We start from the raw sequence: 17,489 nt of genomic DNA on the forward strand, positions 1-17,489 counted from the left end.
GGCCGTGTCCGCGAGGCGCACCTGAAGGCGACCCGTCTGATTGCGGGACCCCGTCGCGGTGAAGCCGATAGGTCCTCCCCAGCCGCAAAAGGCCCGGATCTCGACCCCGCGTGTCAGGCGATTAACATCAAACTCATGTCGAATTTTGCATAGCAGCGTTCCGGGCTTTGCCTAGGCTGAGAACACCTTGGGAGAGATGGCATGACCGATTCCGACGCAATTTCGCTTGGCTATGACCAGGACCCCTCGCGCTCCAGCTCTCTGCGGGCAGAGGCCTACACGCAGCAAAAATGGTTCGACGCCGACCTGAAAGCGGTGCTGTCCAAAACGTGGCAATGGGTCTGTCACGTGGAAAAGACACGTGAGCCGGGGTCGTTCGTCACCGTCGATATTGCGGGGCAACCCATCGCGGTCGTGCGCGATAAAGAGGGGACGCTGCGGGCCTTTTACAACGTCTGCAAACACCGCGCCCACGAACTGCTCTCAGGTGAAGGGACGACGACGCGGATCATGTGCCCTTATCATGCCTGGGTCTACAGGCTGGACGGGCAGCTTGCGCGGGCACCGCATACTGAGAACCTGGAAGATTTCAGCACGGATGACATCTGCCTTGATGCGGTGCAGGTCGAAGAGTTCTGCGGCTTTGTCTTCGTCAATCTGGACCCAGAGGCGGCCTCCCTCGCCGCGCAATCGGGCAACCTGGAGACAGAGGTGCGCCATTGGGCGCCCGATGTGGATCAACTGACCTTCGGGCACCGGTTGACCTATGACATCAAATCGAACTGGAAGAACGTCGTGGACAACTTCCTGGAGTGCTACCATTGCCCGACCGCCCATAAGGACTTCTGCGATCTGGTGGATATGGAGACCTACAAGGTCACAACCTACGGCATCTATTCCAGCCATATGGCCGACGCAGGCACCAGCCCGAACGCGGCCTACGATGTCTCGAACGCGACGGTCAAGACCCACGCGGTCTGGTGGCTGTATCCCACGACCTGCCTGATGCGCTATCCCGGTCGCTCCAGCATGATCGTTCTGAATGTTATCCCCGTCGGCCCCGACCGCACGTTGGAAACCTATGACTTCTTTCTGGAGACGCCTGAGCCCGACGCGATGGAACTGGATGCGATCCGCTACCTTGATGAGGTGTTGCAGGTCGAAGATATCGGGTTGGTGGAAAGCGTGCAGCGGGGGATGAGCACGCCCGCCTTCACCCAAGGGCGGATCGTGAATGATCCCGACGGGTCCGGCAAATCCGAGCACGCGGTTCATCACTTTCACGGGTTGGTTTTGGATGCCTATGCGAAAGGTGCTGCATGACGCAGCCCAATATCCTCGTGATCATGGCAGACCAATTGGCCCCGCATTTCACCGGGGCCTATGGCCATAAGGTCGCCAAGACGCCCCACATGGGCGCGCTGGCTGCGCGCGGGATGCGCTTTGAGGCTGCCTACTGCAACTCGCCCCTTTGTGCACCGTCGCGGTTTGCGTTCATGTCAGGCCAGCACATCAGCCGGATCGCCGCCTATGACAACGCGTCCGAGTTCAAGGCCTCGGTCCCGACCTTCGCGCATTACCTCAAATCGCTCGGCTATCGAACGTGTCTTGCGGGCAAGATGCATTTTGTGGGCCCCGATCAAATGCATGGGTTTGAGGACAGGGTCACGACCGATATCTACCCCTCTGATTTCGCATGGACCCCCGATTGGGAGGCCCCGGACGAGCGGATCGACAAGTGGTATCACAACATGCAGACCGTCAAGGAAAGCGGTCTGGCCCATGCCACGTTCCAGATCGACTATGACGACGAGGTTGGGTTTGCGGCCAAGCGCTGGCTCTTTGATGTGGCCCGCGACAAGGCGCACGGGACCGCTGCGCCGTTTGCGATGGTGGCCAGCTTCATCCATCCGCATGACCCCTACGTGGCGCGGCCTGAATGGTGGGATCTCTATTCGGATGATGAGATCGACCTGCCGGATTTTACGCCCGCCTTGGAGGATCAGGACCCGTTCTCGCGCCGGGTCATGGACGGGATTGAGGCCTCCTACGTGCCGCTTAGCGACGAGGAAGTCCGCCGCGCGCGCCGCGCCTATCTGGCCAATGTCAGCTATTTTGACAGCAAGATCGGAGAGTTGGTTCAAACGCTCGAAGAAACGGGAGCGTTGGACAACACCATCGTCATCGTGACCGCGGATCATGGCGACATGTTGGGCGAGCGCGGGCTTTGGTACAAAATGAACTTCTTTGAGCATTCCGCCCGGGTGCCCTTGGTGATGGCGGGGCCGGGAGTATCGGTTGGCACCGCGCAGAACGCTGTGTCGTTGGTGGATCTTTTGCCCACCTTTCTTGAGATCGGTGGCGGTGACGCAACCATGCTCGGAGAGCCGATTGACGGGCGCAGCCTGATGCCCTTGGCGCGGGGCGGGGAGGATCCCGTTGATGAGGCGATCGGCGAGTATTGCGCCGAGATGACAGCCTATCCCGTGATCATGATCCGGCGCGGGCCTCTGAAATACATCCATTGCGATAGCGACCCGCCGCAGCTTTACGACCTGAGCGTGGACCCATCCGAGCGGGTGAACCGCGCCTCTGACCCGGCATACCGCGACGCGGCGCAGGCCTTCGCAGATGAGGTCGCAGCGCGCTGGGACGGCGCGGCGCTGCGCGAAAAAATCATCGCCACCCAGAAATCCCGCCGGGCGCTGCACGCCGCGATGGAGGCGGGCGCCAGCGCGTCATGGGACTACAACCCGCCCTATGACGCCAGCCAGCAGTACGTGCGCAATCACATGGATTGGACGGTGGCCGCAAACCGCTATCGCTATCCGCCGATCAAGGACCCAAACGAATGACACTCGACGGAAAGATCGCCCTTGTGACGGGTGCGCGCGGCGGTATTGGCCGCGCCATTGTCGCCCGGTTCCTCAAGGAGGGCGCGACGGTCTATGCCGCCGATTTGACGCCGGAAGGCTCGCTCGCCGAACATGACGACGACGGCAGTCACTTCGTGAAGCTGGATGTGACCCAGGAAGCCGATGCCATTGCCGCGATGGATCAAGTGCGCACGGCCCATGACAAGTTGGATATCCTTGTCAACGCGGCGGGCATCGAGATTGAAAAAACGGTTGAAGAAACCTCGCTTGAGGAATGGAACCGAAGCTTCGCGGTGAACTGCACGGGCACATTCCTGACCTCAAAGTACGCGATCCCGCTGATGCGTGAAGCGGCCAGATCCGGCAGCAGCGCGAGCCTGATCAACTTTGGCTCCTACGACGGGTTCATCGCGGATCCCGGCCTTGCGGCCTATTGCGCGACCAAAGGCGCGGTCCACGCCTTGACCCGTGCCATGGCTTGCGATCATGGCCCCGAGGGCATCCGCGTGAACGCCATTTGCCCCGGCTACATCGACACGCCGATGCTGCAGAGCTTCTTCAACGGCGATGGCTCCGGCGGGAGTGGCGGCAATATCGAGACGTTGCAAAAGGCCGTGCGCGACGTGCATCCGATGCGCACCTACGGCACGCCCACGGACATCGCAAATCTGGTGAACTGGCTGGCCTCGGATGAAGCGCGCTATGCCTCGGGGCAGTTGTGGGTTCTGGACGGCGGCCTCTCGGCGCAAGTCCAGCAGATGAAGCTCTGATGGCCAAACCGATCATCATCACCTGCGCGCCAACGGGCGGCATTCATACGCCGTCGATGTCGCCCTATCTGCCGATCACGCCCGCGGAGATTGCCACGGCAAGCATTGAAGCGGCCGAGGCCGGTGCCTCGATCATCCACCTTCATGCGCGCCACCCAGAGACGGGCAAACCCGACCCCAGGCCAGAGTTGTTTCAGCAGTTTCTGCCGGTGATCAAACAGGCCACGGACGCGGTGATGAATGTGTCGACCGGGGGCGGCTTGGGCATGTCGATGGATGAGCGTCTGTTGGCGGCCACCTCGACCAGCCCGGAAATGGCCTCGCTCAACATGGGGTCGCTGAATTTCGGGATCTTCCCGATGCTACAGAAATACACCGAGTTTCAGCACGATTGGGAACGCCCGTTTCTGGAGATGACGGAAGACTTCATCTTTCCAAACACGTTCCGGACGATCCGCTATGCCATTGAAAAGCTCGGCGGCGATCACGGCACCAAGTTCGAGTTCGAATGCTATGATCTCGGCCACCTCTACAACGTCAAATGGTTCGTTGATCAGGGCCTGATCAAGCCGCCGTTTTTCATTCAGATGGTCTTCGGCATTCTGGGCGGTGTCGCCGCCGACCCTGATCACCTGGTCCACATGCACAACACCGCCGAGAAGCTGTTCGGGGCGGGGACCTATGAATGGTCGGTCCTTGCGGCGGGACGTCATCAGATGCCGTTCGCCACCCAAAGCGCCATGCGGGGCGGTAACCTTCGGGTTGGGTTGGAAGACAGCCTTTTCATCGGACAAGGCGAACTGGCAAAATCCAATGCGGCACAAGTGACCCGCATTCGGACCATCATTGAGAATCTGGGCCTGAGCGTTGCGACACCCGCCGAGGCGCGGGACCGTCTGGCCCTCAAGGGCGCAGATCAGGTGAATTTCTGAAGGTTGGGAGGACATGATGCAGACCAGGATGTTGATTGGCGGTGAATTGGTGCAGGGGGACGGAGAGGCGCTGCCGATCCTTAATCCGGCCACGGGAGCGGAGATCACGACCGTCCCCGAGGCCAGCCGCGCCCAGATCAAGGCGGCGGTACGGAGTTCCGAAGAAGCGTTCGAAAGCTTCCGCCAGACCCCGCCCGCCACCCGCGCCGCATTGTTGTTGCAGATCGCCAATGTGGTGGAGGCGCATCAGGACGAGCTGGCCGAGTTGGAAAGCCTCGACGTGGGCAAGCCCTGGCCGTCGGCGCGCGATGATGAATTCCCCCTTATCATCGATACGTTCCGCTTCTTTGCCGGCGCGGCGCGGACGATGAGCGGATCGGCGGCGGGCGAATACGTGCCCGGCCACACCAGCATGATCCGCCGCGACCCGGTTGGGCCGGTGGCTGCGATTGCGCCGTGGAACTACCCGCTGATGATGGCGTCTTGGAAAATCGCGGCACCTCTCGCGGCCGGGTGCACCGTGGTTCTGAAGCCTTCGGAACTGACGCCGCTGTCGACCCTGCGCTTGGCCGAGCTGCTGCAGGACGTCCTTCCCAAAGGGGTGCTGAACGTTGTGCACGGGCGCGGCCCGAGCATTGGGGACCAACTCATCAACAGCCCGCAGATGGAGGCGATCACTGTCACCGGCTCTCCCGCGACGGGGTTGGCGGCGATGCGCGCCGCCAGTCACCGGATCCGTCATGTCCACCTGGAATTGGGCGGCAAGGCGCCGGTGATCGTCTTTGAGGATGCCGACCTCGACGCGGTGGCAGAGACCATTCGCTACGGCGGTTTCTTCAACGCAGGTCAGGATTGCGCGCAGCCTTGCCGGGTGATCGTGGCCGATGCGGCCTATGACCGGTTGGTGGCGCTGCTGCAGGATCAGGTCAGCCAGATCCAGATCGGTGCACCCAAGGTGGAGGGCACAGAGATGGGGCCGCTCGTCTCTGCCGCGCAACGGGACCGGGTGGCCGGGTTCGTCGACCGCGCGCGCGACAGCGCGGAGGTTGTCATTGGCGGCGCGGCGGGCGACGGAGCGGGCTTCTTCTATCAGCCGACCGTGATCGCGAATGTCGATAATGATGCTGAGATTGCGTGTACGGAGGTCTTCGGCCCGGTTGTCACCGTCTCCCGCTTTTCCGACGCGGCGGAGGCGCTCCGCGTGGCGAACACCGGGCGATATGGTCTCGCATCCTCAGTCTGGACCCGCGATGTCGGGCGCGCGATGGAGATGACGGCGAAGCTGCGCTACGGCTTCACCTGGGTGAATACCCACGGCGTTGCCACGCCCGAGATGCCCTGGGCGGCGATGAAGGGCTCCGGCACCGGCAGCGACATGTCGGTCTATGCGCTTGATGCCTACACGGCGATCCGGCACGTCATGGTCGCGCACTGATGCGGCTTGCAGGCAAGCGCGCCTTTGTCACCGGCGGACAGCAAGGCATCGGGCGCGGCATCGTGGACGCCTTTACGGCTGAGGGCGCTGCCGTCACCACATGCGGGCGCGGCGAGCGCCCCGACGACCTGCCCGAACACATCATCTGGTACGCGCTCGACGTCGCAGATGCGGAGGCAGTCAACCAACTGGCATGGACGATGGATGGCACCGATATCCTGGTCAACAACGCCGGTGTTCAGGTTGAAAAAACTGTCGTCGATAGTACCGACGCCGATTGGGATCTGGTCATGGGTGTAAACGCGCGCGGCGTCTTCAACACCTGCCGCGCCTTTATCCCCGCGATGTCCAGCGGCGGTTCCATCATCAACATCGGCTCGATCTCGGGCCATGTGGCTGACCCGTCGATGGCGCTTTACAACGCGTCCAAGGCCTTTGTGCACGGCCTGACACGCTCGATTGCCGTGGATCACGGGCCGAATGTGCGGTGCAACGCCATCTGCCCTGGTTGGATCGAAACCGGCATGCTGGACGCGGGCTTTGCCCTGGCCCAAGACCTCGCGAAGGCCAAAGCCGATGCATTGGCGCGCCACGCGGTCCATCGCTTCGGGAAACCGGCGGACATCGCGTCGATGGCGGTTTGGTTGGCCTCGGATGATGCCAGCTTCGCGACGGGGCAATTGTTCACGATTGACGGCGGCATGACCGCCGCCTCACCGCTCAATCCGGGGTTGTTCTAATGCCGCAGATCGAGAGAACCGCCATTCTTGGGGCCGGGGTAATCGGGGCCAGTTGGGCCGCGCTGTTCCTTGCCTCGGGCCGCAGCGTCACCGTTTTTGACCCGGATCCTGGCGCTGAAACATCTGTGCGCTCCTATATCGAAAAAGCGTTGCCAGCCTTGGGCGAGTTGGGCCTGACAAACCGCGCAACGCCCGACGCCCTTACCTTTGTGCCGACCGCCGCCGAGGCCGTCGCGGCGGCGCATTTTGTTCAGGAAAACGTCCCCGAACGCCTTCCGATTAAACACGCGACCTATGCGGAGATCGAGCCGGTGCTGTCTGAGGACGCCATCGTCTCAAGCTCGACCTCGGGCCTGACGCTGGAAGCCTTGCAAGGCGGATGGCGCGACCCAGGCAAGCTTATCCTCGGGCATCCGTTCAACCCCCCTCATCTGATCCCCTTGGTGGAGCTGACCGCGAATAACGCCACCGGGCCGGGCGTCTTGGACCGGACCGAGGCGTTTTATGAGGACATCGGAAAGGTCACCATCCGGATCAACAAGGGCCTGCCCGGGCACGTCGCGAACCGGTTGCAAGCCGCCGTCTGGCGCGAGGCTGTGCATATGGCCGTGGAAGGCGTCGCGAGCGTCGAGGACATCGACAAGGCGATGTGGGCCGGGCCCGGGCTTCGGTGGGCCGCGATGGGGCCAACGACCCTGTTTCACTTGGGCGCGGGCGACGGGGGATTGCAGGCCTTTTGCGCGCATTTCAAAGACACGTTCAACGGCTGGTGGGACGATCTGGGCGATCCGCGTCTGGATGATGATGTGATCCAGCACCTGGTCGACGGCATGGCCGATCAGGCCCAAGGTCAAAGCCCTGAAGTGCTTTCAGCGCAGCGCGACCAGATGCTGGTGGCGCTGCAAAAGGCTACGCGTCCCCTGCGGAACTGAGATCGGGTTTGAACATCGGCCAGGCCCGAAACTCGAACGGTACACGGCCTTCGACACGATCCGCCGTGGGGGTCAGGCCAAATCGGGAGCGATAAGCACGGCTGAAATGAACCTGCCCATTGAAGCCAGAGGCTTCGGCAATCTCGCTGAACTTCAGCTCAGTTTGCGTGACCAATCCGCGCGCGCGATCAAGGCGGATGTCGCGGTAGTACTCGACCGGAGATTTGTGGACATACTGCCGGAACAACCTGGTGAGCTGGCGCTGCGACACAGACAAACGGTGTGCGATCATCGGGATCGACAGGGGTGTCTCCAGATGGGTTTCCATCAGATCGATGGCGGCCCGGACGAGGCCAGATGTCACATAGCCCAACGGCTCCACCGCCTTGGGGTTTTGCGAGTGCCCCTCGCCGCGCACATCATGGTGAAAGAGATACCGCGCAGAGGCGTTGGCGATGCTTTCACCCGCGACGGAATGAACAAGCCGCAAGCCCAGATCGGTCGCTGCAGATCCGCCACAGCAAGTGAAGATCTTGCCATCTGTTACGAACATATTTTCGGACACTGTGGTGTCCGGCGCGAGTTCCGCAAAGGCATCGATGTGCTCATAGTGAACCGTCGCGGTTTTTCCCCGAAGCAACCCGGCGCTGGCAAGGACAATCGCCCCGGTGTCCAATCCGCCAAGGATGGTGCCGTTGGCACTCCACCTTTGCAGAGCCGTCTTGAACTGCGCTGTCCCGTGACGTTCGGGTGTCCAACTAGTGCTGACGACAGCAAGCCAGGGCGCGGTTTTTGCCACGTCCTCTAGCGGGGCCGTTTCGACTACCAAGCCACTGCTGGATTCAACGCGACCGCCGGTGTCTGAGACATAGGTCCAACTGAACCGCGCGGTCCCCGACAGGTAGTTCGCCACGCGAAACGGATCGACAAAGGATGTCGTCGCCGAGACATTGAAATGCGGGCTGACCAAGACGGCGATGTTCAACAGTGGATCAGATCGGTTCGACATTGGCCGATTTAGTTAAGAAGCGTCCGATATTGTCAAATTGCGATTGCCCGACGAATTGGGATTGCACAGCATTTACACGCGTTCAATTCAGCACTCCGGGCTGATGCGCCGCCCTGGAAGCTCATTGTGGTGGCACAAACCTTGGCAAGTCCATTTGCACCGACAACCCCGGAGATTGCTTTTTCAGCATGAGCTGGCCAGAGGCGCCCTCGACGACAGCTTTCGCGATGGGCAGACCCAAGCCGGTGCCGGTCGCGGGGGACACTTGCGCAAACCGCGATAGGGCAAGATCGAATTCCTCGTCTTCCAACCCGCGTCCGTTGTCATTCACCTCGACCCGAATAGACGTGTCGTCGGCAGTGAACGTGACTTCAATCACCGACATGTCCGGCCCTCCGTGGGTGAGGGCGTTCATGATCAAATTGGTGAGGGCCTGTTCGAACAAGGTCTGGTCGACCCTGCACAACGCAGCGTTCACCTCGATTGCCTCTGACAGGGAAATCCCGCGCTCCTCACAAAGGGGCGCGAGACCAGCCACGACAGTGCGGAGCACAATTGAAAGGTTGATCGGCTCCAGATCATCGGTGATCCGCATCGATGTGATGCGCTCCAAGGCCAGAAGATCCTCGGTCAGTTTCGCGGCGTGGCGGGAGGCTTCCAGCAGGTCACGCCCGCGGGTCTGGCTTTCTTCCAGTGTCCGGGCCGACACGACAGCTTCCGACAGGGCCAGCACACCGGCAATAGGGTTGCGCAGTTGGTGCGCCGCGTTGGAAATGAAGTCATCCTTGGCTTGCATAGTGCCTGACAACTCACCCAACAGCATGTTTAGACGGCCAACGATGCCGCGCACTTCGACGGGGATCTGGCGGCGGATCGGGCTGAGATCCTCGGACGAGCGTTGGGCGATTGCATCCTCCAGGTCCAGCAAGGGGGCGAGGCCGAAACGGACGCCGAACCAGACGATCACGGCCACAGCCAAGACCAGCGTCAGCATCACGCCGTAGGTCCGCCGGGACAGGCTTTGCACGAAGCCATCACGCAGGGACAGATCCTGCCACACGGTGAAGGTGAACTCGCCCGACAGATTGTCGATGGTCATCAAGTCCGTGAAACGCACCGCGCGCACGGCGCTGCCTTGGTAGATCGCATCGAAATACTGCAGCACCGCGTCCCGCTCTGCGCCCTCAGGTGGGACGGGTGGCGTGGCATAGCCCGTTACGAAGACGCCATCGGGCGCGTAGACGTGGTAGAAGACCGGCCCGCCGGAGGTATCTGCCAACAGGTCTCGCGTGTCCTGGCTGAGGGCATCACCGCCCGAGAACGCAGTGTCGCGGGAGATGCCCAGGGCGGTCACAAGAAGCGAGCGGTCGAACCGGTCGGCTGCGCGTTCTTCGGCGTCACGGGCGGCCCAAAACGCAATCGCGAGCACTGTGATCAAGAGTGGGATCAAGATGATCAGGGTCAGGCGCTCCCTGAGCGAAAGCCTGCGCGTCACGTCGCCGTTTCCGCAAGCGCGTAGCCAAGGCCGCGTTGAACGCGGATCTCGACGCCGAAGGGTTTCAGGCGTTTCCGCAGGCGCGAGACATAGACCTCGACCACCGGCTCATCCACGTCCGTTCCCGTGCCATAGAGATGATCAAGCAGCGCCTGTTTGGACACGGTCCGCCCCTTTGCGGCCAGAAGCGTTTCGAACAGGGAAACCTCTCGGCGTGGGACAGTCAACGGGCCATCGGGGCCAAGGATCATCCGCGCCGTGGCGTCGAATGTCAGAGGGCCGATGGACTGCTCCTTCCGGTCCATCTGCGCGTTGCGTCGGCTGAGCGCGCGCACGCGGGCGCTGAGTTCATCCATTTCAAACGGTTTAACCAGATAGTCGTCCGCCCCGGCATCGAGACCCAGAATGCGGTCACTCGTTTCCGATTGTGCGGTCAGCATCAGGACCGGCCGTTGATCCCCCCGCGCGCGGAGCGCCGCCAGCACTTCTAGTCCCGACATACCCGGCAGCTTGATGTCGAGAATGATCAGATCCGCCGTATCGCCCCGCAAGAAGGCCTCAGCCTCCGTGCCATCGTGCAGCAGGTCGACCGCGTGCCCTTCGTCGCGCAAGCGGTAGGCCACCCCCTTCGCGACCGAGATGTTGTCTTCGACGATGACGATCTGCACGAATGGGATCCCAAAAATTGGCCGATGCAAGGTTGGTGCAAGATTGGCACTCAATCATGGGATGTATCAAGATGGCGATCTTCGCCTTTTTGGGAGGAAAGCTGCAACCAACGCGTCGCAGCACTTGGGAGGAAGACATGATTAAGACACTCGCAAAGCGCTCTACGGCGCTTCTGTTCGGCGTATCGGCTGCTGCACTGGGCACCGCCGCCTTCGCCGATGGCCATGCCGTCGACCTGTCCGGTGAGACGGTGGAATGGATCATCCCGTTCTCGGAAACCGGCGGTTCTGCCCGGTGGGCGAACTTCTACGCACCGCTGCTCAGCGAAGCGCTGCCCGGCAACCCGACTGTGGTGGTGACGTTCATGCCCGGCGCCGGTTCCACCCGCGGGGCGAACCATTTCCAAGGTCTGGAATATGAGGACGGCACGACGATCTTCGGGTCTTCGGGCTCCACTCAGTTCCCTTACCTGCTGAACGATCCGCGTGTGCGTTATGAGTACAACGACTGGAACGTTGTTCTGGCGTCGGGCACCGGTGGTGTCGCGTATCTGCCCGCCGATCTGGGTGCCGCCGTCGCCGAGGGCGGCGTCGAGGCAATCGCAGATGAGAACTTCATCTATGGCTCTCAGGGCGCGACGCGTCTGGACCTCGTGCCGCTTCTGGCGTGGGAAATGCTGGGTCTGAACGTGGAGCCGGTCTTTGGAATCGAAGGCCGCGGCGATGGTCGCCTGATGTTCGAGCGGGGCGAAGCCAACATCGACTATCAGACCTCGTCCTCGTACCTCTCCGGTGTGACACCGTTGGTTGAGGCGGGCACCGCCGTGCCGTGGTTCTCCTTCGGCGCGTTGGATGCGGACGGCAACATCGTTCGGGATCCCACGTTCCCCGACATGCCGTCTTTTGCGGAAGTCTGCGAAGCGGCTTCTACCTGCGAAACGTCTGGTCCCCAGTGGGACGCATGGGTTGCCTTCTTCACCGCCGGTTTCCCGGCGCAGAAGATGGTGTTCCTGCCCGCAGGCGCGCCGCAAGCGGCCATCGACACCTATACCAACGCCTTTCTGGCCATCACCGAGCGTGAGGATTTCGCCGAAATCTCTGCCGCTCGTCTGGGTGTCTATCCGCAGATGACCGGTGACGCCGCTGTCTCCGCCATGGCCAGCGCCACGGAAGTGCCCGAAGAGGCGCAGACCTTTGTGATCGAATGGCTGGCCGACCGCTACGGCGTCGTGCTCGAGTAATCGCGACCCGGCCCTCCGCGATGCACGCGGGGGGCCATTTCATTTTCCCTTACCTGAGCGGAGGCCGTGATGGATCTCTTTGCAACGGCGCTGCCAGCGCTGTCTGAAGCCTTTGGAATGATCCTTCAGCCCGTGGTCTTGGGTTACCTCGTTCTTGGGGTCTGTATGGGCCTTTGCATCGGCGTGTTTCCGGGCCTGGGCGGCATTGCCGGCCTGTCGCTGCTGTTGCCGTTCATGTTCGGGATGGAGCCGCTGTACGGTCTGGCGCTGATGGTGGGCATGGTGGCTGTCGTACCCACGTCAGATACATTCGCCAGCGTTCTCATGGGGATACCCGGATCATCTGCATCGCAGGCCACGGTACTTGATGGCTTCCCGCTCGCCAAGAAAGGGCAGGCGGCACGGGCGCTTTCGGCGGCTTTCTCCTCATCGCTCTTCGGGGGATTGCTCGGCGCGACCTTCCTTACGTTCTTCATTCTCGCCGCCCGCCCCATCGTGCTGGCGTTCCAGACGCCCGAGCTTCTGATGGTCACGATCTTTGGCCTGTCGATGGTGGGCATCCTTGCCGGTCGCGTCGCGATCAAGGGCATTGTCGCGGCGGGCCTCGGCCTTCTGGTCGGCACCATTGGCGAGGGCGCAAGTTCCGGCGCTTTGCGCATGTCGACCTTCGACACGCCCTACCTGATGGACGGGCTCAAGCTGGTCATCGTGGGCCTCGCGATCTTCGCGATCCCCGAAATCGTCGCGCTGCTGCGTCAAGACAAAGCCATTTCCGACAGGCAGGTCCTGGGCGGCGGCTGGTCCACGGGCATCAAGGATTGGTGGGCCAACAAGTGGCTTTCCGTGCGCTGTTCGCTGATCGGTGTCGCCGTGGGGGTGATCCCGGGCCTAGGCGGGTCCGTTGTCGACTGGATCGCCTATGGCCACGCGGTGCAAACCTCAAAAGACAAAAGCCAGTACGGCTCCGGCGACATTCGCGGCGTGATCGGGCCAGAGAGTTCCAACAACGCAAAGGAAGGCGGTGGCCTCGTGCCCACGCTTCTTTTTGGCATCCCCGGCTCTGGCTCCATGGCGATCTTCATCTCGGGCGTGGCGCTTCTGGGCACCGGCCAGATCGAGGTCGGCCCCTCGATGATCAACAACAACCTGAATTTCACCTATGCCATCGTCTGGCTGCTGGCCCTCGCGAATGTCGTGGGCACGGTGATCTGCATCATCGCCTCGGGCGGGATCGCGCGGCTGACGAACATCCGCTTCGCCCTGCTGGCGCCGTTCCTGTTCATGATCATCGCCTTTGCGGCCTTCCAGTCCCGCCAATCGCTCTGGGATCTTGTGGCGCTGTTCGGCATCGGCCTTCTGGGCATCATGATGCGCCGCTTTGATTGGTCGCGCCCGGCGTTCCTGATCGGTTTCGTGCTGGCAGGTCCGGCCGAGCGCTACACGAACCAGGCCTTCCAGATCGCCTCGTCGCGGTTCCGCCGCAGCTTTGAGGAAGGGCTCGACTACATGTTCAGCCCTATCGTGATCGTGCTGATCATTATCACGCTCGTGTCGGTCGTGGTCGGCCTGCGCCAGGCCAAGAACATTCAAGCCGAAGGTGCAGTGGTCTCAGGCGGCAAGCGAGCGCCGCTGATCTTCTTGCTGCTGGTCACGGGCTACATCGCCCTGTCGTACTGGAACGCGGCGATCATCCCGGACTATGCGCGGATGGACCGGGTGTTCCCGATCTTCGTGGCCACCATCTCGTTGATCGGCTGCGCCATCTTGTTGATCCAGATGCGGTTCAAGCCCGAGACCGACGCCCTATTCGCTGACAGGGAGGTCGAGGATGCGGACGACAATTCCTACGGTCTTTGGGCGACCTTGGCATGGTTCGCGGGGCTATTGATCGCGACGTCACTCGTCGGTTTCATCCTGGCATTGGCGGGCTTCCTGTTCCTCTTCATCCGCTTCCGGGCCGGTCAGTCCCTGACCTATGCGCTGGTCTACACCGGCATCGGTATCGCCTTCATCTGCGCCATGGCGGCATCGCTCAACCGTGATTTCCCGCCGGGTCTATTGCAGGATTACGTCAGCCTGCCGTGGCCCCTGACATGACCCTGCGTGCCATTCCATTCCTGTTCATGCGGGGCGGCACGTCGCGCGGGCCCTACTTCAACCGCGCCGACTTGCCCGAGGATCTGGAGACTCTGGCCGAGGTGCTCCTTGCTGTCGTGGGGGCCGGGCATCCGCTTAACATCGACGGCATCGGCGGCGGCAATGCAGTGACGAACAAGGTCGCGATGCTGAGCGCGTCGGACGACGATTGGGCCAATATCGATTACTTCTTCGCGCAGGTCAGCGTTGAGGATCGGGCAGTGGATTTCAAACCGACCTGCGGCAACATCCTGTCAGGCGTCGGCCCGGCCGCGCTTGAAATGGGGTTGGTGCCCGTCACCGGGGCCGAGACCCAGGTCAAGGTGCACGCCGTCAATACCGGCGCCCGGGTGGTGTCGACGGTCCAGACGCCGGAGGGCGCGGTCAACTATGCAGGAGACGCCGCAATCGACGGCGTCCCGGGGACAGCCGCGCCCGTGGCGCTGCAGTTCATGGACACCGTTGGCGGCGCGACAGGCGCGTTCCTGCCCACGGGCAATCTGCAAGACACGTTTGACGGTATCGAGGTCACTTGCATGGATGTCGCCATGCCCATGGTCATCGCGCGGGCAGAGGCCTTCGGCCTTTCGGGATACGAATCCGCCGCCGCCCTCAACGAAAACACGGGGTTCTTCGCCCGGATGGAGGCTGTCCGCATTCTGGCAGGTACGGCCATGGGGATTGCCGATGTGGCCAATTCCGTCACGCCAAAGTTCGGCCTCCTTGCGCCTGCAAAAGACGGCGGCACGGTTGCGGCGCGTTACTTCATGCCGTGGAAGGCGCACCCCACGATGGCCGTCACTGGCGCGCAATGCCTCGCTTCCTGCGTGTTGACCCCCGGCACCGTGGCCGAGGGACTGGCTGACCGCAGCAACGACCGGCCTGCGCGCATTGTTCTGGAACATGCCAGCGGCCAGATCGACGTGCTCGTCGATTATACGCTGACGGCAGATGGCATCGACCTGACCTCCGCAGGGCTCGTGCGCACGACACGTCTCCTTGCCCGGGGCGAGGTCATGGTTCCCCGCGAAATTTGGGGCTAGCGCTATCAGGCATGCATATTGTATACTACGGTATACATAAAGCATATAGGAGAGTCCTGATGAATGAATACTCAGATTGCCTCACCCTCGCGCGGGCGGAACTGCTGCAAGCCGAACGCTTGATTTCCAACGACATTCGCTCTTACCCGACCCCGATTTCTGGCTGTGACGCGGCCTTCAACGGGTTGCTGGACGACCGCGAACGGGTGCACCGCGCTTTGGCGGCGCTGAATACGACGGTCTTTGTGCCAACGCCGCGCACGCCTGCACCTGCCTCGGGCGTGGAGAGCCGATGAAGGTCCACATCCTTGATGATTGGTTCGATACGCTGCGCACGCTTCCGTGTTTTGCCAAGCTGTCCGACCATGATGTCACGGTCTGGACAGATCACGAGCCGGATCCAACCCGCCTCGCGGCCCGTGTGGCAGAGGCAGAGGCGCTGGTGCTTTTCCGCGAGCGGACAAAGATCGGGGTCGATCTTCTAGAACAATTGCCCAACCTGCGCCTGATATCTCAGCGCAGTGTCTATCCCCATGTCGATGTGCCCGCCTGCACCGAAAACGGCGTACTGCTCTGTTCCAACATGCACAATGATGCGCCGTCCTATGCGGCGGCAGAGATGACGCTGGCCCTGATGTTGGCGAGTTATCGTCAAATCCCCGCGCAAGTGGCTTCGGTGCGCGGTGGGACATGGCAATCGCGCGTCGGGCGCACGCTTCGGGGACGGACGCTGGGTCTTTATGGTTACGGGCGGATCGCCAAAGCCGTCGCCGGTTATGCCGAGGCCTTGGGCACGCAGGTGCAATGGTGGGCGTCGGACGCCGGACGTGCCCGGGCCTTGGCCGATGGACGCCGCGTGGCCGATAGTCGGACCGCGTTTTTTGCAAGTTCCGATATCGTCAGCCTGCATGTGCGCCTGAAACCTGATACGCGGGGCATCATCACCGCGCAGGATCTTGCCGCCATGGCCCCGCGGAGCCTGTTTGTGAACACCTCCCGGTCAGGGCTGATCGCGAAGGGCGTTCTGGAAGAGGAGATCGCCAAGGGACGCATTCACGCCGCCGTTGACGTATTCGATACCGAGCCCCTGACCGACACCGCGCATCCATTGCTGACCCATCCCAACGTGTTGCCGACACCTCACATCGGTTATGTCACTGAGGATGAGTTTGACCTGCAATTCAGCGATATCTTCGACCAGGTGAACGCCTTTGCAGCGGTCGCGCCGATCCACATGATCAACCCGGAGGCTCTCAGGTCCTGACCGACCGCAACGCTGTCTTGAACGCGGCAACGGGGGGACTGTCGCGTTGCCCGCTCCGGGTCAAAAGCCCCACCGGGCGGGCGATGTCCGGCGCCTTGATCGGGCGCAGGGTTACGGTTTCAGCCGCGCCGTAAGCCACTGAGGATTGGGGCAAAAGCGCCACGCCAATGCCTTGGCGCACAAGCTCCAACGCTGTGGTGGAACGCGCGACTTCAAACGTCCAACTCAAGGGGCGATCACTGCGCGCCATGGCGTCGTCGATCAACAACCGATTGCCGGTGCCCCGATTGGGCACGATCAGCACCTCTCCCTCCAGATCCTCCCACTGAAGGGTTTGCTTGGACACAAGCCGGTGACGGGCTGGCATCGCCACGACGATGCGGTCCTCAAACAAGGCCTCAAAGGTGGTAGAAGGCTCCAGCTGCGGGATGGAGCAGATGCCAAAGTCAGCCTCTCCATTGACCACGGCTTCCGAGACCTCATTGGCGTTCCCGTCCAGGATCCGCACGCGAGACGTATGACCCGCGGCGCGAAAGGCCCGGATCGCGGCGGGAAGGAGCGCTGCGGCGACAGAGGGCAATATGCCGACCGTAACAATCGCGTTCTTCTGGTAGTCGAACACTGCACTTTCATCGCGCATCGCGCGGGTCGTTTCGCGGACCCCGTCCACTATCGCCTCGGCCCTGGCCTGCAAACGCTTGGCGGCGAGGGTGGGCTTCACGGCGCGGGTCGTACGCTCAAACAACTGGGTGTCCAACGCCTCTTCTAGCTTTTGAATGCGGCGCGTGATGGCCGATTGTGAAAGATTCAGGGCCTCAGCCGCCAAATGAAAGGACCCCGTTTCCTTGACCGCAAGAAAAGCTTCGAGATCGCTGAAGTCGTAATTGATGCGCACAGAGCAATAATTCCAGAGAAACACTCAATAGTCAAATCAAAGGCACCTTTCTA

At 62.0% G+C, this 17,489-nt stretch carries 16 protein-coding genes; 12 read left to right on the forward strand and 4 right to left on the reverse strand.

The features are described 5' to 3' along the window. Window positions 1–201: 201 nt before the first annotated feature. From AC6I9R_RS02790 to AC6I9R_RS02820, 7 genes are read left to right on the forward strand one after another with little or no spacing between them, the layout of a single operon-like run. Window positions 202–1,323: an aromatic ring-hydroxylating oxygenase subunit alpha gene (locus AC6I9R_RS02790; protein ID WP_461429051.1), complete on the forward strand. Its 1,122-nt coding sequence runs from the start codon at window positions 202–204 to the stop codon at window positions 1,321–1,323. Continuing rightward, on the forward strand, window positions 1,320–2,855 hold the full coding sequence (betC, locus tag AC6I9R_RS02795) for a choline-sulfatase (protein ID WP_461429052.1): 1,536 nt from the start codon (window positions 1,320–1,322) through the stop codon (window positions 2,853–2,855). Before AC6I9R_RS02790 ends, betC begins: the two co-directional genes overlap by 4 nt. Continuing rightward, entirely contained in the window at window positions 2,852–3,646 is a 795-nt protein-coding gene (locus AC6I9R_RS02800; RefSeq protein ID WP_461429053.1) for an SDR family NAD(P)-dependent oxidoreductase, read from the forward strand. The genes betC and AC6I9R_RS02800 overlap by 4 nt, the downstream gene beginning before the upstream one ends. Further along, a complete protein-coding gene (kce, locus tag AC6I9R_RS02805; RefSeq protein ID WP_461429054.1) occupies window positions 3,646–4,578 on the forward strand; it encodes a 3,5-dioxohexanoate:acetyl-CoA acetone transferase in 933 nt (310 codons plus the stop codon). Before AC6I9R_RS02800 ends, kce begins: the two co-directional genes overlap by 1 nt. Window positions 4,579–4,594: 16 nt before the next feature. Further along, window positions 4,595–6,013 carry an aminobutyraldehyde dehydrogenase gene (locus AC6I9R_RS02810; RefSeq protein ID WP_497863057.1) on the forward strand — a complete coding sequence of 473 codons (1,419 nt, stop codon included), beginning with the start codon at window positions 4,595–4,597 and terminating at the stop codon, window positions 6,011–6,013. After that, window positions 6,013–6,753 (forward strand): SDR family NAD(P)-dependent oxidoreductase, encoded by a 741-nt coding sequence (locus tag AC6I9R_RS02815; RefSeq protein WP_461429056.1) that lies wholly within the window; start codon window positions 6,013–6,015, stop codon window positions 6,751–6,753. Before AC6I9R_RS02810 ends, AC6I9R_RS02815 begins: the two co-directional genes overlap by 1 nt. Further along, window positions 6,753–7,685, forward strand: coding sequence for a 3-hydroxyacyl-CoA dehydrogenase NAD-binding domain-containing protein (locus AC6I9R_RS02820; protein WP_461429057.1), 933 nt, complete (start codon window positions 6,753–6,755; stop codon window positions 7,683–7,685). The genes AC6I9R_RS02815 and AC6I9R_RS02820 overlap by 1 nt, the downstream gene beginning before the upstream one ends. Here AC6I9R_RS02820 and AC6I9R_RS02825 read toward each other — a convergent pair. The 3 genes from AC6I9R_RS02825 to AC6I9R_RS02835 all read right to left on the reverse strand — a co-directional run bounded on the left by AC6I9R_RS02825 (window position 7,663) and on the right by AC6I9R_RS02835 (window position 10,857). Next, window positions 7,663–8,694 carry a GlxA family transcriptional regulator gene (locus AC6I9R_RS02825; RefSeq protein WP_461429058.1) on the reverse strand — a complete coding sequence of 344 codons (1,032 nt, stop codon included), beginning with the start codon at window positions 8,692–8,694 and terminating at the stop codon, window positions 7,663–7,665. The two genes, AC6I9R_RS02820 and AC6I9R_RS02825, sit on opposite strands and share 23 nt — an antisense overlap. 121 nt (window positions 8,695–8,815) lie before the next feature. Next, a complete protein-coding gene (locus AC6I9R_RS02830) occupies window positions 8,816–10,189 on the reverse strand; it encodes a sensor histidine kinase N-terminal domain-containing protein (RefSeq protein ID WP_461429059.1) in 1,374 nt (457 codons plus the stop codon). Next, complete coding sequence (locus AC6I9R_RS02835) at window positions 10,186–10,857, reverse strand: response regulator transcription factor (RefSeq protein ID WP_461429060.1); 672 nt, start codon at window positions 10,855–10,857, stop codon at window positions 10,186–10,188. The genes AC6I9R_RS02830 and AC6I9R_RS02835 overlap by 4 nt, the downstream gene beginning before the upstream one ends. Before the next feature lie 137 nt (window positions 10,858–10,994). Between AC6I9R_RS02835 and AC6I9R_RS02840 the strand changes: the two genes are divergently transcribed. From AC6I9R_RS02840 to AC6I9R_RS02860, 5 genes are all read left to right on the forward strand, one after another. Next, the gene (locus AC6I9R_RS02840; protein ID WP_461429061.1) at window positions 10,995–12,098 is read left to right on the forward strand and encodes a tricarboxylate transporter; all 1,104 of its coding nucleotides are present in this window, start codon (window positions 10,995–10,997) and stop codon (window positions 12,096–12,098) included. Window positions 12,099–12,167: 69 nt separating this feature from the next. After that, window positions 12,168–14,195, forward strand: coding sequence for a tripartite tricarboxylate transporter permease (locus tag AC6I9R_RS02845; RefSeq protein ID WP_461429062.1), 2,028 nt, complete (start codon window positions 12,168–12,170; stop codon window positions 14,193–14,195). Beyond that, the gene (locus AC6I9R_RS02850) at window positions 14,192–15,277 is read left to right on the forward strand and encodes a 4-oxalomesaconate tautomerase (protein ID WP_461429063.1); all 1,086 of its coding nucleotides are present in this window, start codon (window positions 14,192–14,194) and stop codon (window positions 15,275–15,277) included. Before AC6I9R_RS02845 ends, AC6I9R_RS02850 begins: the two co-directional genes overlap by 4 nt. 59 nt (window positions 15,278–15,336) lie before the next feature. Beyond that, window positions 15,337–15,573, forward strand: coding sequence for a hypothetical protein (locus AC6I9R_RS02855; RefSeq protein WP_461429064.1), 237 nt, complete (start codon window positions 15,337–15,339; stop codon window positions 15,571–15,573). After that, complete coding sequence (locus tag AC6I9R_RS02860) at window positions 15,570–16,541, forward strand: D-2-hydroxyacid dehydrogenase family protein (RefSeq protein WP_461429065.1); 972 nt, start codon at window positions 15,570–15,572, stop codon at window positions 16,539–16,541. The genes AC6I9R_RS02855 and AC6I9R_RS02860 overlap by 4 nt, the downstream gene beginning before the upstream one ends. Here AC6I9R_RS02860 and AC6I9R_RS02865 read toward each other — a convergent pair. Continuing rightward, window positions 16,531–17,436 carry a LysR family transcriptional regulator gene (locus AC6I9R_RS02865; RefSeq protein ID WP_461429066.1) on the reverse strand — a complete coding sequence of 302 codons (906 nt, stop codon included), beginning with the start codon at window positions 17,434–17,436 and terminating at the stop codon, window positions 16,531–16,533. The genes AC6I9R_RS02860 and AC6I9R_RS02865 overlap by 11 nt on opposite strands. Window positions 17,437–17,489 lie beyond the last annotated feature (53 nt).

Source organism: Gymnodinialimonas sp. (assembly GCF_059726805.1).